This is a genomic window from Ramlibacter sp. 2FC (genome assembly GCF_005503345.1).
Classification (GTDB): Bacteria; Pseudomonadota; Gammaproteobacteria; order Burkholderiales; family Burkholderiaceae_C; genus SCMQ01.
On record NZ_SCMM01000002.1, the window covers coordinates 58,167 to 75,819 of the forward strand.

13 protein-coding genes and 1 pseudogene are annotated in these 17,653 nt (G+C 58.4%); 12 read left to right on the top strand and 2 right to left on the bottom strand.

The features are described 5' to 3' along the window. Positions 1–70 precede the first annotated feature (70 nt). Positions 71–229, bottom strand: a pseudogene (locus tag FFS10_RS01440) (IS1595-like element ISPels1 family transposase); the annotation flags it as partial. A gap of 66 nt (positions 230–295) precedes the next feature. Further along, complete coding sequence (gene wbaP / locus FFS10_RS01445; RefSeq protein WP_137890732.1) at positions 296–1,765, bottom strand: undecaprenyl-phosphate galactose phosphotransferase WbaP; 1,470 nt, start codon at positions 1,763–1,765, stop codon at positions 296–298. Positions 1,766–1,778: 13 nt separating this feature from the next. On the opposite strand from wbaP, the gene FFS10_RS01450 reads away from it, so the two are divergent. The 12 genes from FFS10_RS01450 to FFS10_RS01505 all read left to right on the top strand — a co-directional run bounded on the left by FFS10_RS01450 (position 1,779) and on the right by FFS10_RS01505 (position 17,476). Further along, complete coding sequence (locus tag FFS10_RS01450) at positions 1,779–3,209, top strand: mannose-1-phosphate guanylyltransferase/mannose-6-phosphate isomerase (protein WP_137890734.1); 1,431 nt, start codon at positions 1,779–1,781, stop codon at positions 3,207–3,209. A gap of 15 nt (positions 3,210–3,224) precedes the next feature. Next, complete coding sequence (locus FFS10_RS01455; RefSeq protein WP_137890736.1) at positions 3,225–4,061, top strand: ABC transporter permease; 837 nt, start codon at positions 3,225–3,227, stop codon at positions 4,059–4,061. A 15-nt stretch (positions 4,062–4,076) separates the two neighbouring features. Further along, complete coding sequence (locus FFS10_RS01460) at positions 4,077–4,823, top strand: ABC transporter ATP-binding protein (protein WP_137890738.1); 747 nt, start codon at positions 4,077–4,079, stop codon at positions 4,821–4,823. Next, the gene (locus tag FFS10_RS01465; protein WP_137890741.1) at positions 4,820–6,160 is read left to right on the top strand and encodes a phenylacetate--CoA ligase family protein; all 1,341 of its coding nucleotides are present in this window, start codon (positions 4,820–4,822) and stop codon (positions 6,158–6,160) included. The genes FFS10_RS01460 and FFS10_RS01465 overlap by 4 nt, the downstream gene beginning before the upstream one ends. An 83-nt stretch (positions 6,161–6,243) precedes the next feature. Beyond that, positions 6,244–7,740 carry a polysaccharide deacetylase family protein gene (locus FFS10_RS01470; RefSeq protein WP_249931124.1) on the top strand — a complete coding sequence of 499 codons (1,497 nt, stop codon included), beginning with the start codon at positions 6,244–6,246 and terminating at the stop codon, positions 7,738–7,740. Between the two features lie 5 nt (positions 7,741–7,745). After that, on the top strand, positions 7,746–8,861 hold the full coding sequence (gene wecB / locus FFS10_RS01475) for a non-hydrolyzing UDP-N-acetylglucosamine 2-epimerase (RefSeq protein ID WP_349654571.1): 1,116 nt from the start codon (positions 7,746–7,748) through the stop codon (positions 8,859–8,861). After that, the gene (locus FFS10_RS01480) at positions 8,858–10,084 is read left to right on the top strand and encodes a glycosyltransferase (RefSeq protein WP_137890745.1); all 1,227 of its coding nucleotides are present in this window, start codon (positions 8,858–8,860) and stop codon (positions 10,082–10,084) included. Before wecB ends, FFS10_RS01480 begins: the two co-directional genes overlap by 4 nt. A gap of 320 nt (positions 10,085–10,404) precedes the next feature. After that, positions 10,405–11,589 carry a glycosyltransferase gene (locus tag FFS10_RS01485; RefSeq protein WP_137890747.1) on the top strand — a complete coding sequence of 395 codons (1,185 nt, stop codon included), beginning with the start codon at positions 10,405–10,407 and terminating at the stop codon, positions 11,587–11,589. Between the two features lies 1 nt (position 11,590). Then, positions 11,591–12,196: a histidine phosphatase family protein gene (locus FFS10_RS01490; RefSeq protein ID WP_171015991.1), complete on the top strand. Its 606-nt coding sequence runs from the start codon at positions 11,591–11,593 to the stop codon at positions 12,194–12,196. Further along, entirely contained in the window at positions 12,193–13,158 is a 966-nt protein-coding gene (locus FFS10_RS01495) for a glycosyltransferase family protein (protein WP_137890751.1), read from the top strand. Before FFS10_RS01490 ends, FFS10_RS01495 begins: the two co-directional genes overlap by 4 nt. 53 nt (positions 13,159–13,211) lie before the next feature. Then, positions 13,212–14,930, top strand: a complete 1,719-nt coding sequence (locus FFS10_RS01500) for a glycosyltransferase family 4 protein (protein WP_249931125.1) — start codon at positions 13,212–13,214, stop codon at positions 14,928–14,930. After that, positions 14,918–17,476: a glycosyltransferase family 4 protein gene (locus tag FFS10_RS01505; protein ID WP_137890755.1), complete on the top strand. Its 2,559-nt coding sequence runs from the start codon at positions 14,918–14,920 to the stop codon at positions 17,474–17,476. The genes FFS10_RS01500 and FFS10_RS01505 overlap by 13 nt, the downstream gene beginning before the upstream one ends. Positions 17,477–17,653 lie beyond the last annotated feature (177 nt).

Genomic DNA, 17,653 nt, shown 5'->3' on the forward strand with positions numbered 1-17,653 from the left:
GGGATTAATGACAAGAAAGCTTCAGGGGGCCTTGGGGCTTTGCAACTCAGAGAGACCGAAGATGATGGCGCTAGGCGCCGACGGCCAAGTTGAGCAACTGCGCGGGTTGTGCGGGGGTAAGTGGCGTGCGGTCGAGGGCGCGGAACCACCCCAGGTAGTTCTCCACGTAAGAGGTCGCCACGCCATGAAAGCGGCGCATCCAGCCTTTGAGCCGGCCGTGGTACGAGTGACCGACAGGCTCAGGGCGCGAGCCACCGTCACTACCTGACGCGCAAAGCGCCTAAGTATTTGCCCCCTACATCGCCCCCCGCGCCGTCAGCACCACGCGCACCGTCTTGAGCAGGATCACCCAGTCCACCCAGAGCGACCAATTGCGCACGTACCAGCTGTCATAGGTGGCCCGCGCCTCGAAGCTGGTGTGGCTGCGGCCGCTGACCTGCCACAGGCCGGTGATGCCGGGCCTGACTTCGCGGTACAGCTCCATGGCATCGGTGGCGTAGAGCGGCAGTTCGCGCCGCAGCAGCGGGCGCGGGCCCACCAGGCTCATGTCGCCGCGCAGCACGTTCCACAGCTGGGGCAGCTCGTCGATGCTGGTGCGGCGGATCAGCCGCCCGATTTTCAGCAGGCGCGGGTCGTCCGCCAGCTTGAAGTTGCCGGCCACGTAGCGCGCGTGCAGCGCCGGGTCTTCGTCCTTCCAGGACGCCAGCAGCGCATCGGCCCCGTTCACCATGGAGCGGAACTTGATGAAGGCGAAATCCTGCCCACCCTCGCCCACGCGCGGCTGGGTGTAGAGCACGGGCCCGCCGTCTTCGCGCCAGATGCGCCAGGCCACCCAGGCCATGAGCGGCGAGGCCAGCACCAGCAGCAGCGAAGCCGCCACCACGTCCACGCCGCGCTTGAGCCAACGCGACACCGGGCTCAGCAGGCGGTACTGCAGCCGCAGGAACAGCACGTCGTTGCTGAAGAAATGCTGCGCCTGCAACCCGTGCACCGGCAGACCCTGCAGCGCCGGCACCACGAACACCTCGAACTGCCGGGCGTGCAGCGAGCGCACCAGCTGCGCGGCACGGCCGCTCGCCTCGTCGTCCAGCGCCACCACGATCACTTCGCAGCCCAGCTGGCGCGCCAGCGACTCCACGCCCTGGTCCAGCAGGTGGCGTGGAATGCCCGCCAGCTCGTCGGCCTGGCCGTCATCCGGAACCATCCAAACGCCCGAAAACGAGGCCATGCCGGCCACGTCCACGCCCATGTGCCGCTCGCGCCGCAGCGCCAGGCCGGCCTCGTAGGCGTCGCGCCCCTCCCCTACCACCAGGGCGCGGCGCTTCCAGCGGCCAGCAGGGATTAGCACCTCACGCGCAGCGAGACGGCCTATGGGCAGCAACAGCAGCACCAGGCCCCAGGCCAGCAGGGGGACGGTACGGCTATTGCTTACCTGGACAAAGAAATTCAATGCAAAGTTGAGCAAGGCCACCAGAAGGATGTAACGCCATGCAACACGGGTCTCCTCCCAGAAGGCCGCGCGGCGCGGGTACTGGCCGTTCACCGCCAGTGCCAGCACCACCAACAAGGCCGTCAGCGTGTAGGCGATGCCGCCCCGCGTGGCGGGCGGAAACCATTCGGCCATATGCGCCCGATCGAACAGGCTCGCCGCCCCCACTGCCAGCACCCAAGCGCAAAAAATCACCACCAAATCCGCCAGCAGTAACGCACAAGTTCTAACCTGCCCGCCCCGAGGTCTCACCTTAAAATGTAACGCGTTCGCCATCGAGAAAATAAATATGCACTTGATCTCTATTGTGCTGTCAGGGGGGGCGGGCACTCGTTTGTGGCCCGTATCACGTCAAGCTCTCCCCAAGCCATTCATGCACCTGGGCGGCAGTTCGCTGCTGCAGCAAGCCATCGAGCGCGGCCAAAGCTGCGGGACGGATGATGCCCTGATTGTGACCAATCAGGACTACCTGTTCCTGACGCGGCATGTGATCGATGGCCTGAGCGACCCGCCCCAGGCGCGCTACCTGCTGGAGCCCAAGGGCCGCAACACGGCGCCGGCCATCGCCCTGGCCGCACTGGCCTGCGCCCAGGCGCACGGCCCCGAGGCCGTGATGCTGGTGCTGCCGGCCGACCATTTGATCCCCGACACCGAGGCCTTCGTGGCCTGCGCCCTGGAGGCCGCGCGCCACGCGCAGCAGGGCCAGCTGGTGGTGTTCGGCATCTCGCCCAGCAGCCCGGAAACCGGGTTTGGCTACATCGAGGTGGAAAAGCCCAGCCGCCACACCCAGAAAGCCCTGCGCTTCGTGGAAAAGCCCGACCTGGCCACAGCGCAGCGCTACCTGGCCACCGGCCGCTACTACTGGAACAGCGGCATGTTCTGCTTTGCCGCTGGCACCATCCTGCAGGCGCTGAAAGAGCATGCCCCCGAGGTGCTGCAAGCGGCGGAGCACGCCTGGGCCGCCAGCCGCACGCAGGACGGCGCCACCCAGTTCGACTCCCATGCCTTCGGCCTGCAGCCCGACATCAGCATCGACTACGCCGTGATGGAGAGAGCCAGCAACGTGACCCTGGTGCCAGCCAAATTCGGCTGGAGCGACGTGGGCAGCTGGCCGGCCGTGGCCCAGGCCCATCCGGCCGACACCAGCGGCAACACCTTCGTGGACGGCCAGGGCACGGAGTTCGTGGCCGTGGACACCACGGGCACCCATGTGCAGGTGGAATGCCATGGCCCCAAGGTGGTGGCCACCGTGGGCGTGCAGGACCTGGTGATCGTGGACACGCCCGACGCCCTGCTGGTGGCGCACAAGAGCGTGGCCCAGAAGGTAAAAGCCGTGGTCGACACGCTGAAAGACCGCAAGCACGACAGCACTCACCTGCCCGCCGCCGTGCACCGCCCCTGGGGCACCTACGCCACGCTGAAGGAAGAGGAAGGCTACAAGGTCAAGCGCCTCACCGTGAAGCCCGGCCAGGCGCTGAGCCTGCAATACCACCACCAGCGCGCCGAGCACTGGGTGGTGGTCCAAGGCACGGCCATGGTGCAGATTGGCGAGGATGAGCACCACACCCAGCCTGGCCAATACCGCTACATCCCGTTGAAGGAGAAGCACCGCCTGACCAACATCGGTGAGGACGAGTTGGTGCTGATCGAGGTGCAGTGCGGTGGTTATCTGGGCGAGGATGACATCGTACGACTTGCCGACACCTATGGCCGAGCTTGAGGCAGTACAACCACCATGATTCGAGAACAAGCATTTGACCTTGGCCCTGCAATCCAGGGAGCTCCGCGCGCCCTGACGCTTGCATGGCAAGATTTGATTCAAGGACTCAAAGCGTTCCCAATCTGGGGAATGCTTGGCTGGCAGGACATTCGCCAGCGCTACCGTCGCTCGGTTCTCGGCCCGTTCTGGCTGACGATCAGTACAGCCATCATGGTCGGAGCTTTGAGTATTGTCTACTCTGGTTTGTTCAACCAGTCGCTATCAGAGTATCTGCCTTTCATTGGCACAGGTCTGATCATTTGGACACTGATTTCGACCATCTTCAATGAGTCATGCCATGTTTTCACGTCAGCAGAAGGAATGATCAAGCAGATTCGGCTGCCGTTGACGCTGCATGTCTGCCGGATGGTCTGGCGAAACGTGATCATTTTTGGCCACAACGCCGTCATCCTGCTCCTGATCTATATGTTCTTCGGAAAAGGCTGGCATGTGGATCTGCTATCCCTGCCGCTCGCGCTGCTCGTGCTGGCGATCAACGGCGTCACCGTGGGCCTCATCCTTGGCGTTTTCTGCACACGCTTCCGCGATATCGTGCAAATTGTTGCCAACATGATCCAGTTGCTGTTTTTCGTCACGCCGATCATGTGGAATCCGGAAGCATTGGCTGATCGCGGCTGGATAGCGCACTTCAATCCGGCCTACCATTTCATCGAGTTGATGCGCGCGCCCATTCTTGGCGCGGCGTTTCCAGTGGTTTCGTGGCAAGTTGCCACCAGCATCACGGCCCTCGGGATCGTCCTGGCTTTGCTCATGCTCACGCGTTTCCGTCACCGTGTGGCTTATTGGTTGTAGCGAGAACTGAACGACATGAGTTACATCCAAGCCAAAGACCTGGTGGTTGAATTTCCCGTCTTCAACAATACGCACCGCTCGCTCAAGAATGCCGTGCTGCACGCCACCACAGGAGGACGCCTCGCTCAATCTGCGGGAAAGCAGTTGTCCGTACGCGCGCTCGATCAACTGAATTTCAACATCCACGCCGGTGACCGAGTCGGATTGGTGGGGCACAACGGCTCCGGAAAGACAACCTTGCTGCGCGTCTTGGCGGGCGCTTATGAGCCGGTTCTGGGGTCGCTTCAGCTCAAGGGGCGCGTGGCCTCGCTTCTGGACATCTCCCTGGGAATGGACCATGACGCCACAGGGTACGAGAACATTTTCCTTCGCGGCATCATGCTCGGCCTGACGCCGAAGGAGATTCGGCAAAAAACGGACGAAATTGCCGAGTTCACGGATTTGGGCGAGTACTTGGACATGCCCGTTCGCACCTACTCCAGCGGCATGCAGTTACGTCTGGCTTTCGCGGTATCTACCAGTGTCGAGGCCGACATCCTGATCATGGACGAATGGCTCAGCGTGGGCGATGCGGCCTTCAATGAAAAAGCCTCGCAGCGGCTGACAAAACTGGTCGAAAGTGCCGCTATCTTGGTCATAGCTTCGCACTCGCCAGAACTGATCGGCAAAGTTTGCAATCGAGCGTTCAAGCTGGAACACGGCAAATTGGTTGAAGAGTTCAATCCCAAGGCCCTCATGCCGACGACGGAGCCTCAGTCATGAGACTCCGTACCCTTCGTTACGCGCAAGGCTGGCTCAGCGCCCTGGTCGCCTATCCGGCTGCCGAGCACATCGAAAAGCGGGATATCCGAACCAAGCTCAACGTCTTGCGCAAGCACTACCGAAAGCCGTTCGCCCAACGCAAGCAGATTGCACAGCAGCATCTGGTCGAAACACTTGTCTTCGCTGGCGAAAAGGTTCCGTATTACCGCGACTTATTCAGCCGGCATCGGTTTGATGCACGCAAGGTTGCAGCGGATGTGCGCTACCTGAACGATCTTCCCTATCTCACGAAAGACATCATTCGCGAACAAGGCTCGCGTCTTTTCTCGCGCCCGCTCGAAGGCTTGCGCCACCACGTCATGAAGACGGGCGGTTCCACTGGCTTGTCGTGCCATATCCACTATGACCAGGACGGCATCGACCACGCCGCCGCCGTGACACTGTTTTGCCGCGAACGCATCGGCAAAGCCAAGCACAAGTTCGAGCTGCACTTTGCTTGCCGTTTTCCTGATCCGCCCGGGCCAAAGAAGTGGACCCGTGAAGACTGGAAGTGTCTGGCCATGAACCGCAGCAACATTTTTTTTGACCGAATTGACGATGTCGGCCTGGATGAGATCTGGCAGACGCTGCGCGAACGCCAGCCCTACCTCATCCACGGACACCCTTCCACCATTTATGCGTTGGCATGCCATATCGAACGCAAGTACGGATCAGGAAAAGCTTTCGAGGTCTTCGAATCCAGCGGCGAACTGCTAGAGCCCTACATGCGCAAAGCCATTGAACGCGTGTTGCAATGTCGTGTGATCAACCGCTACGGTCTGGCCGAATTGGGCGTCACGGCCTATGAGCTTGATGGCGAGAGCGGTGGCCTGCAAGTGCTCGAGTCCGAAGGCTGGCCCGAATCATTGCCCGTGGAAGGCGCAGACAGCGGCGAGGAAGAACTCGTGTTTACCGGGTTTCGCAACCGGTTGATGCCTCTGCTGCGCTATCGGACCGGCGACATGGCCAAGGTAGTGCTAGAGGACGACGCGTTCCGTCTGGTCAACGTGGTGGGGCGCATTCACGACCTGGTCCCCATCAACGGCATCGACCATGCGACGCATCACATCCAGGACATGCTGGACCATCGCGTCGGAGGCATACAGGAGTTCCAGATCGACTTGCGAACTACGCCTCCCACGCTGAATATCGTTCCCGAACCGACGGCCAAACCCGAGGAAATCCAGGCGAAAGTGGAAGGGTTCTGGAAAAGCGGGTTTACCGTGCGCTTTGTGGGCCATGATGCCTTTGTGCGCGTGGGCCGGCACGCGAAATTTCGCCACGTGGTGCATCCATGATCCTTCTTGCATGCCCCGGCCACCGACTGGAAGCTGGCGCCGTCCTTGCGTCTGCGCTGCGTCGCAGTTGCTCGGCGGAGCAAGTGACGCTTGCATCCGCGGACCATTGTGAAGTGGCACTACAAGGCGGCCTGTCGCCCATACTTGCAGTCGTGGACCCGCCTGAGAGTTGGAGCGACTGGCTCATCCGCGCCTACCGATCGACGCAAACCAAGTTGCTGGTTTGCGGGGCGTTGCCGCCCGCCTTGGCTGCCGAGCTGGATGTGACTGTCGGCACCTGGACACCAGATATGCAGCAAGCTGCCACATGCGCGCCGGCACCGACCCATGGGATGAGCGAAAGCTCCCTGGGCGTGCGATACCGTGGAGCCGTGGCAGGAGTGGCGTCACCCATCGCATACCGCCCCTGCCTGCGCTACGACTTTACGGACGAATGGAACAACCTCGGCTATGGCGCGATCCGGATGGACGGTTCCATTTGGGCCTGTAGCCAGAACATCCAATGGACAGAGCAATCCGCGTCCTCCGGTTTGGCGGACCTGATCATTGCAGACGAGGTGGTGGGCGCTTACGCAGGTCTGTGGGACAGCCCGCACGCAAGCCTGCTTTGGTTCAACCGGCCCGTGGGCCCCGTGGACGGCCACGACTGGCGACTGGTCGAGACCTTCCTGGCGCACCACCGGCATGCCGAGCTTCCGTGCCAGCCTGTGCTGGCAGAAGTGCCTGCCGGCTATCGTTGTGCCGTCACCATGCGCCTGGACTGCGATGAAGATGTGGAATCGGCACGTGCGTTATGGACTGCCTATCGCGAGATGGGTGCCCCGTTTTCGCTGGCGCTGCACGCCAAGGTGCTGGAGGATCCAACGCACCATTCGTTACCGCGCGAAGTACTGGCCACCGGCGGCGCCATCTTGTCGCATACCGCAACCCACGCCCCGGACTGGGGCGGAAGCTACGAAGCCGCACTCTGGGAAGGCAGTCATTCTGCCGCGGCCATCCAGGCCGTCACAAATCAGCCGGTACGGTACGCTGTTTCCCCCTTCCATCAGACACCCGCCTACGCGCGGGCAGCCCTGGCCGATGCTGGCTACGCCGGCTGCATTGGCGGCATCATCCGCAATGACCCTGACTTCCTGATGGCGCGTGCCGGCGTGCCGCCAGGATCAAGTGAAGGATTCATCGGCCACAGCCAGCAATGCATGCTGCATGGCGACTGCATGCTGGATGGAGATGATCCGCTATGCATCTTCAAGCAAGCATTTGACCTCGCATTGGCAAGCGGCACCTTTCTCGGTTATCTCGATCACCCTTTTTCCGAGCGCTACCAGTATGGCTGGGCCAGCGAAACCCAGCGCGTCGAGATGCATCGCCAGTTCATCAAGTACATCCAAGGCCATGACGATGTCTTATGGGCCAATGAGAGCGATACCCTGGACTTTCTGGGTGACCGCGCCTCAGTGCGCGTGAGCGGGTACGGGTCGTGGAGCGTGCACCCAGGCTCGGCGAATTCGCGCTGGCAAGTCGCCGTTGAATATGCAGGCACCACCCATCCACTGGGCACCGAAGGGATCCACCTGTGAAGTTAATGATCGTATTGGGTACCCGGCCGGAGGTCATCAAGCTGGCCCCCGTCGTCGCCGAGGCACGGCGCCGCGCGGACCGGATTGAACTGCTGGTGTGTTCTACCGGCCAACACCGGGAGATGCTGGACCAGGCACTGAAAGTATTCGGTATCCAACCTGATGTGGACCTGGCCGTAATGCGTGAGAGCCAGAGCCTGCCGGGGCTCACAGCCAGGCTACTGGAATCGCTAAGTGCGACGATGACGGAGCATCGCCCCGACGCCGTTCTGGTACAAGGCGACACCACATCGGCACTGGTGGGTGCGCTGGCAGCGTTCTATCAGCGCATTCCCGTTGGCCACGTGGAAGCAGGCCTTCGTACGGGCGACCTGGCCAGCCCATTCCCGGAAGAGCTGAACCGCACGCTCATTGGCCGCATGGCTGGTTGGCACTTTGCGCCAACCGCCCGAGCCGCCGAGAACCTGGTGCGCGAGAACATCGACAGCACCCAGGTCATGGTGACCGGGAACACGGTGGTGGATGCCATCGCCATGATGCAGTCGCGCTGGCACAACGGCAGCATGCCGTCGATGCCCCGGCCTTTTCCCGACAAACCGCTGGTGTTGATCACCGCGCACCGCCGCGAAAACCATGGATCGGTATTAGTGAGGATTTGCGCCGCCTTGCGTAGTCTGTGCGAACGGCACCCCGAACTCGGCTTTGTTTTCCCGGTCCATCTGAATCCGAAAGTGCGCACCGAGGTCTTCACACAACTCGACAACATCGCCAACCTGAGATTGATCGATCCTGTCGACTTTGAAACCAACCTGTACCTGCAAAGCCAGTCGCGTCTGATCATCACGGACTCTGGCGGCATTCAGGAAGAAGCGCCTTCGTTCGGCGTGCCCACCGTCGTGATGCGCGAACATACCGAACGCAGCGAGGGCATCGTGGCCGGCTTTGCCAGCTTGGCAGGCACGGGTACCGATGCAGTCATCCACGCAGCAGAGGCATACCTGGCCGACACACAGATCCAAAACCGACTGTCCCGGTTGCCCAACCCGTACGGGGATGGCTTGGCGAGCCAGCGCATTTTGTCAGCCATGCTGGGTGAATCCGTTCAGGCCTTTGCCGCATGAATTCGACGACAGACTCCAAAGATGTGGTGCTGTTTGCCACGGCCGATTGGGACACCCCCTACTGGACCAACAAGCAGCATACAGCGCACCACTTGGCGCTGCAGGGCTATCGCGTGCTTTACATTGAAAGCATCGGCCTGCGCCCACCCACGGCAAGCGGTCGCGACCTGAGCCGCATCTGGCGACGACTCAAACGCGGCCTGCGTCCCCCGCGGCAGGTAGAGCCTGGTGTGTGGGTCATGTCCCCCATTGCCGTGCCTTTCAAACAGCACTGGCCTCTGGTGCGCGCCATCAACCAGGGCTGGCTCAGCCTGCGCATCAAACTCTTCATGCAGCGCCAAGGTTTCAAGCTGCCGCTGATCTGGACCTACCACCCCTTCATGTTGGGGACCGTGGCCCGCCTGAGGCGCGGCCCTATGGTCTACCACTGCGTGGACGACCTCTCGGCCATCCCCGGCATCGACCCCTTGACCTTCAACACCGAGGAGCGACGCCTGCTGCGCCAATGCGAGACGGTTTTCGTGACCAGCGAGGCGCTAAAGGACAAGTGCCTGCCCTTCAATGCCAACACCCATTACTTTCCCAATGTGGCGGATGTAGAGCACTTTGGCGGGGCGCGCCAACCCGGCCCTCTGCCGCACGACTTGGCGGGCATTCCCTGTCCGCGCATTGGCTACGTTGGCGCCCTGTCCGACTACAAGATCGACTTTGAATTGATCCATGACGTCGCCAAGTCCCGCCCTGACTGGAGCTGGATACTGATTGGCGAGGAGCGGGAAGGACAGCACAACCCGTGGATGCCTAAACTGCGCAGTCTGCCCAACGTGCACTTTCTCGGGCATAAGTCATATCAGCAGTTGCCGGACTACCTACGCGGCATCGACGTGGGCACGCTGCCAACGCTACTCAATGACTACACGCGCTCAATGTTTCCCATGAAGTACTTCGAGTATCTCGCTGCAGGCTTACCGGTGGTGTCAACGCCTCTTGACTTTACCAAGCAGCATAGCGAGGGGATCAAGGTAGCGTGCGACAAGGATAGTTACCGCAGCGCGGTCGAAGAGCAATTGCGGAGAGGGAAGTTGACCTCCGACGAGATATTTGCGTATGTGGGTGAAAACACATGGCGAGCCAGACTTAATAAGATGCTTTCAATTGTGAACGAACATTGTCAAAGAATATTAGGACAACAGCACCTTAATAATTCTTGGCATAGAAAATAATGCAGCACAACAAAAAACAGAGCCAGAATGGCCTGACAGCTCTCTGCCAAAGTTGAGCGAAACCACCCAAAGCCGATGTTCCCGACGAAGATTTTCGTATAATTTTCCGCCAAGCTTTGAACCATCTCCCCGCCTGCAATAAAATTACAGCAAGGCATTAAACATATCAACTCGGCATCACGATGGCAGAATTTTTTCCGGCAATTTCAGCGCCGGAAGCTCAAAGCCAGGAAATTCTCGACTGACATCGGATAGAAAAATGGCCCGATCATACGAAAGACTCCGGATACATTGCGCAGCTTGCACAAAGGTTTTTGAAAATGACAAATGGAGTTAATTTTTTCGGGTCTTCAGAAACTGCAGACGGAATCGGCCGCGCTGCCGCCCTGAATGCTGCCTGCCTTCGCAAAACTAGCCTGCCCATTCAGGAGTTTATCCTTTCAAGGCCTGTTGCACTGCAGACCGGAAAGGATACCGTCATTGACGACAGGTTATTGCGCTCTCTCAAAGACAAGATAAATATATTCCAGTTCAGTGCCCGATGGGTGCCCCACTATTTCTCCAGACTCAGTTCCGGCGCCATGGAAGGCTTCTACAATATTGGCTACTGGTTCTGCGAAGTACAGAAAATTCCAGAGCAATGGTCGCGACAACTGGAATTCTTCGATGAGATATGGACGGCCTCTTCGTTCTGCCAGACAGCGATTGCACGCTCCGCCAACATTCCAGTCATCAGGATTCCGCTTCACATCGAGCCTCGTGAAGGCTCAGATCGGATCGCAGCCAGAATACGGGGCGATGTGTGTGGCGCCTTTACATTCCTGACGATTTTCAATACCTATAGTGATGCCGAGCGGAAGAATGCTCTCTTCACGCTCAGGGCGTTCGTCGAAGCGTATGGCCACAACGAACAAGTAAAGCTGGTCGTGAAGGTCAGCAATCTTGAGCACGACCCCGTGCTTTCTGAAAAATTGCGCGACATTTCTACGGAATATTCAAACATCGAAGTAATCGAAGGCTATGTCGAGAACCACGTGATCGAGGAGTTGTATGAGGAGCGCGCGGACGCCTATGTCTCACTCCACCGGGCCGAAGGCTTCGGTTTGACTATTTCGGATGCCATGAGCCGGGGAATTCCAGTCATCACCACCGGTTACTCGGGCAACATGGAATTCTGTGATGCAGCCGATACAAATCTGGTGGCTTACGAGCTGTGCCAGGTGGGACATGATCGATTGCGGTATCGCAAGAACGATGTCTGGGCCGAGCCGAACATGGAGAGCGCCATCGCAGCATTCAGATCGATGCTGAGTGATTACCCCGAAAAACTCCGCATGGCCCAGCGTGCACGAGATCGGATTGCAAGAGAATTTTCGATGCAGAAAATTAGCAATCTGATGCTGGAACGTATCCAGCTCATTCAGAGCAATTTCTCGTATTCCGATGATCTGGAGGGAAGGCGCCTAGATTGCGAAGTCGGCATCTTTAACACTTACGGTTTCTGAAGTGGATATCTTTCTTCTTAGACACGGAGCCAGTACAGCAAACGAGGCCCGCCTCGTTTGCGGCGCGTCGGATTATCCTCTCTCCGAAAGCGGGCTAAAGCAAGCTCGGCTCGTCTGCCGTCATCTCGACTCGATTCCCTTCACCCGGATCTACTCCTCACCGCTGTCGAGGGCTAAGCAGACGATTGCCCCAATGATGACGGATCTGGATGTCACGATTGCTCGCGAACTGATCGAACTGGATACGGGGGAGGCTAGTCACCTCTGCGTTGACGAACTCTGGACAAGGGATAGGCGCTATCGCTACCAGGGGCTCAATCCCGACTTGCGTTACCCGGCAGGGGAATCCCTCAACGACATGTTAAAGCGCGTGGCCAACTGGTACCGGAACGCATCCCTATCTTGGACCAGGGATGAGATCGTGCTGGTGGCCGGTCATGAAGGCACTGTGTGCGGGATACTGCACCATCTGCTCGCGCTCGATATCGCACATTACCCGACGTTTTCGATAGGGAATTGCGATTTTGTCCAGATCACCATTAACCAAGACGATCAAGTTCGTTACCGGTTCGTACCTCTGGCCAGCATTGCAGGAGCGGCTTTATGAAACGGGTATTGATTACCACCTACCCCGGAGCCTATATCCATCACGGGGGAGGCGAGCGGGAAATTCATCTTCTAAAGGATGCGCTTAATGGAGCAGGGATAATTTCGGATCTTTACGGGCCAACGAGCCTGCCAATAGATGAATATGATGAGCTCATTCATTTCTCGACGATCAATGGTTCTGATCTCATTGTCGACGCAGCTTCAGGCGGAGGCCGCCGACGCATCCTGTGGCCCAACCTCTGGTTTGTGACCCCTCCCTCACCAGAGCACCTTGACTATCTCCGACATCTGGTCTCCCGCTTCGATGCAGTAGTCTTTAAGTCTTCCGCGGAGGAGCGACTTTTCAGAGAGTATTTTGATATTTCTCAGATGGATGTAATCCATATCGTCCCACTTGTTTCACGAAAGTTCTTTCGGCATGGCGTGAGTGCTGTATTTAAGGAGTCCTATGGGCTTGAAGATTACGCCATTTGGCCGGGGATCATCGAGCCGCAAAAAAATCAGCTAACGGCAATCCGTGCGTTCAATGAATTGGACACCCCTCTTGTAATTTCCGGTCAAGTGCGCTGTCGTGATTATTTCGAGCAATGTCGGGCTGAGGCGGGCAAGAACGTTCACTTTATACCCTCTATGCCCTTCGGATCCGAACTGCATGTATCAGCACTGGCACACTGCCGCCTTTTCATCGAGCTGCCCCTAGACTTCCCCGGTACCTCAGCGCTCGAGGCTGCCGTTCTGGGATGTCGTTTACTGCTATCCAGAACCGACTGGGTGAGTGAATTCCTCCAGGACCGCTGTGTGCAGGTTTCTCCGCTTGACGTAGCAGAAGTCAGGAAAGAAGTTCTGGCATCTTTTTCTAAACCGGATAAGTTTTCCACCACGATGGATATCGCGCATTACACCGACTTCATACCTGACACAGCCGCCACACCACTTATTGAATACTTGACGCGTTGCTGAGGTGGCCGCCTCTTCCCCACCGAATAATGAAAATACTGTTTAACACGTACCCCATGGCGTTCCACACCCCAGGCGGTGGGGAAGTGCAGATCATGCAGTATCAAAAACATCTGCTTAGACGAAACGTGGATGTTACGCTGCTTAACCCTTGGGCTCCGCAGTTCAAGAGCCACGACATCGTACATTTCTTTTCTTGCATGAGCGGGTCGCTGCACTTCTGCTCGTTCGTAAAAAGCGTCGGCATGCCGCTTCTGGTGTCGCCGAACCTATGGATCACTGAGGAAACGAAGAAGAACTACCCGTTCGACGAGATTCGCCTGATGTTCGTGTTGTCCGACCGTGTGGTGTGCAACTCGAACGCGGAATGTGATCTTCTGGCAATCGTGTTCAATATCGAGCGCGAGAAGTTTGCCACTGTCTACAACGGCATTGACCGTCAATTCCTAGTGGCCGCCGATGCCAGCATCTTTCGGTCAATGCATGGAATTCACAGCCCATTCGTGCTGAACGTGGCGAACATCGAGCCACGAAAAAATCAGCTGAACCTTATTCGTGCGCTTAAGGCACACCCTGATTTGACGCTGATTATCGTTGGCCACGTGCGTGATGCCGAGTACGCTAAGCAGTGCTTCGAAGAAGGCGGTGAGCAACTCAAGTACCTCGGGCCGCTAGCCCACGACTCGGACGAATTGCGTTCCGCCTACGCGGCATGTTCCGTTTTTGCGCTTCCGAGCACATTGGAAACGCCGGGCCTGGCTGCGCTGGAGGCCTTCGCGTGTGGTGCGCCGGTGGTCGTGACCGGCGAAGGGTGTACGCGCGAATACTTCGGTGCCGGAGCGCGCTACGTCGATCATGACGATGTTGCGGGTATCAGCAACGCTATCGCGGAAAGCGTCTCACGTCGAAAGACGTTTTTGTCGACTATTGTTGTGAGCGCCAACTTCACATGGGATAAGGTCGTCGAGCATCTGGTCGACGTTTATGCGGAGCTTCAGAGCGGTCCGCAACCCGCCCGGTTGCAAAGCGGTTTTCACATGATCGAGCAGGACGGCGACTCGCTCTTTGCATGGAGCAAGGCGTCGGCGAAGTTCGAGTGCCAAGCGGGTGTGATCAACGGCCTCTGGCGGACCGAGGCGGGCGCAACCGTGAATATCAGCATCGACGGTAATATTTTCTATCGGCAGATCGATATTCCATCGCACTGGGTACAGTTTCAGATAGTTGTTCCTCCGTCCCAGGACTCCCCGCTGAGGAAGGTGTCGATCGACTACTTGAAGCCGCACCATAAGCCGGACGATATTGTGCGCGGGGTCGCCCTGCGGGATGTCGAATTCGCCGACGCAAGAAGGACGCCTTCCTTCGATCAACTCGTCGAGCTAAGCGCCCTGCTGCGCGATAGCACAAACTTCTACCCCATAGAAACGGATTCCTATCGATACTTCGCGTGGTGTGGCAAGAGGGGCAGCTTTCGCTCCGATCCTGGCCACCTGAGTTTCATGTGGAGGTCGCTGGGCGGCGCGACCGTCGATATCGAGATCGATGGCAAGCCTCATCTGCAAGGCGTGGAGGCAGGAGAGGACTGGAGCGCATTCAGTCTCGAGATTGCGCCTTGCGCTGCGGGCAAAAAAACAGAAGTCTCCATCGTCGTCACGCCATCGCAAGATGCGCCGAATGGCGGCCGCGCGCTCGGCGTGGCGATTGGCGAAATCAAGTTTCAGTCGGGGGACAGCCCGAATTCAGCATCAGGAGAAAAACAGACATGCGCATCGTAATCGATCTGCAGGCAGCACAGAGCGAAAGCCGGTTTAGAGGAATCGGACGGTATTCGCTGTCGCTTGCGCGCGCGATGGTTCGGGAAGGTGCCTACCGTGGGCACGACTTGTATGTTGTGCTGAACGGGAAGTTTCCGGGAACAGTCGAGCCGCTCAGGGCCGCGTTTTTTGGTCTGATCCCGCAGGACCGCATCGTCATTTTTTCGTGCCCGGCTCAGACCGAAGGTGCCGGCAGTGAAAACGACTGGCGTGCGAGTGCGTCCGAACTGCTGCGCGAGGAGTTTCTCGCCGCTTTGAAACCGGATGTCGTCCATGTGTCGAGCCTGTTCGAAGGGTGGGGCGACGAGTCGAACGTAGGAATTGAGTCGGGACTCCAGCGGCTGCCGACCGCGGTGACACTTTATGACCTGATTCCCTATGTAATGAGCGACCTTTATCTCGCTGATCCGAGCTATCGTCGTTTCTATCTGCGCAAGATCGACGCACTCAAGAAGGCGGACCTTCTGCTGGCGATCTCCGATCATTCACGAAACGAGGCGATAGAGTTGCTGCAAATCCCTGCAGACCGTGTGATCAACATCTCGGCAGCGATCGGCAGCGACTTCGAGCCTGCTGACATGGACGACGAAGCCGCGCAGGGATTGCTGGCCAAATACGGTATCGACCGGCCATTCGTGTTGTATGTGCCCGGCGGCTTCGATCCACGCAAGAACTTCGACAGGTTGATCGACGCGTTTGCCAGCCTGCCGTCGGACCTGCGCGCCGGGCTGCAACTTGTCTTGGCAAGCAAGGTGCCGGCCGGTATGTCGGAGGCGCTTTATGCGAAGGCGAAATCGGTTGGACTAGAGCAGCGTCATCTGATACTGACAGGTTACGTACCGGACGAGGAGCTCATCGCGATCTATGGGCTTTGCCGTCTGTCGGTGTTCCCGTCGTTGCATGAGGGCTTCGGCTTGCCGGCGCTGGAGGCGATGGCGTGCGGCGCGCCGGTCATTGCTTCGAAGACGACCAGTCTTCCAGAGGTTGTCGGCTATCACGATGCGCTGTTCGATCCGCTATCCGTAAGTGACATGGCGCGAGTTATGCGCCACGCGTTGACAGAGGACGATTTTCTGAAGGCGTTGCGTAGGCACTGTCGAGAGCATGTGAAGAAGTTCAATTGGGAGCGCTCGGCGAGTCTGGCGCTCGATGGTCTGGAAGCAGCGTTTAAATCGAAAGTTGAACCGCTCCTTCCGGTCGCAGGCTCTGTACTCGACGGCCGTTATAACGCAATCATCGCTCGTATGGAAAAGGCTACAAACAACACGCCGCAAGCTTTGGATCTTGCGCTCGTTCGAGGATGTTTAGACATGAACAAACAGGTTATTAATCGTGTGACCGGCGGTCGACAACTCCTCGTCGACATTTCCGAGTTGGTAAATCGTGACCTGAAGTCCGGCATTCAGCGAGTCGTGCGCAGTATCTTGCTGCAACTGCTTAGGAATCCGCCCTCGAACTACCGAGTCGAAGCCGTGTACACGCCCGATGGGCACGGACTCCTCTACGCGAAGTCGTTCGTTGCGCGCTTCCTAGGGCAAACGGGCGAAGGCGTGCAAGACGTACCGGTGACGGTCGGCGCGGGCGACGTCTTCGTCGGACTCGATCTCACGGCTCATTTGTTTCCGGCGTTCAGCGAGACGCTTCACCATCTGCGCGAGGCAGGAGTACATATCCACTATGTCGTCTACGACCTGACGCCACTAATGAATACCCGCTGGCACACCACGGGAATGACTCAGGCCTTCACGCACTGGATCGATGGCCTTGCAGACTCGGCACACAGCTTGGTGTGCATATCGGAGGCGGTTGCGACCGACGTGCGGCGTTGGTTCGATGAGCAGCGGCACGACCTTGCAAAGATTCCCCGTATCAGCTATTTCCACCTAGGCGCCGACATCGACAATAGCCGACCGACCTTCGGTATTCCGGAAGATGCCTCTAAGGTGCTGGGCGCCCTTCAGGGGCGTCCGAGCTTCTTGATGGTGGGAACGATCGAGCCGAGAAAAGGTTACGCCCAGGTTATTGACGCGTTTGACGTTCTGTGGCGTAAAGGCGGAGAAGCCAATCTAGTGATCGTCGGGAGGGTTGGCTGGAGCATGGAAGCGCTGGTGGATCGCCTTCGCAGCCATCCGATGCTCAACAAATGCCTATTCTGGCTCGAGGGTATCAGCGACGAGTATCTGGAGATGGTCTATAAGGCAAGCTCGGCACTCTTGGCTGCGTCGGAGTATGAAGGTTTCGGCTTGCCGCTCATCGAGGCGGCGCAACACAAGCTGCCCATCGTCGCACGTGATATTCCGGCGTTTCGTGAAGTGGCTGGCGAACACGCTTTCTGGTTCACTGCAGCCGACGGCGCTGCGCTGACCGGCGCGCTTGAAACATGGCTCGAACTCAAAAAGCAAAATGCTGCGCCGAAGTCTGAGGCTATGCCCTGGCTGACGTGGGAGCAGAGTACAGAGCAACTTTTACGTCAGATCGAAGAACACACAAATTTGCACGTTGACTAAATGGTCTTATTTAGCACGCATCAAACCAGACATTGATTAGCTTCAATGCGTACCTTACCTATTCCAGCGTCAAACAGTGGCCGAAACCCATGACCGCGCTCGCTCTATCCTGCCAGATGACGGCAGAAGTTGATTCGTAGCGAGTTGAGTAAGACTTTTCATTCTAAATTCCAGATA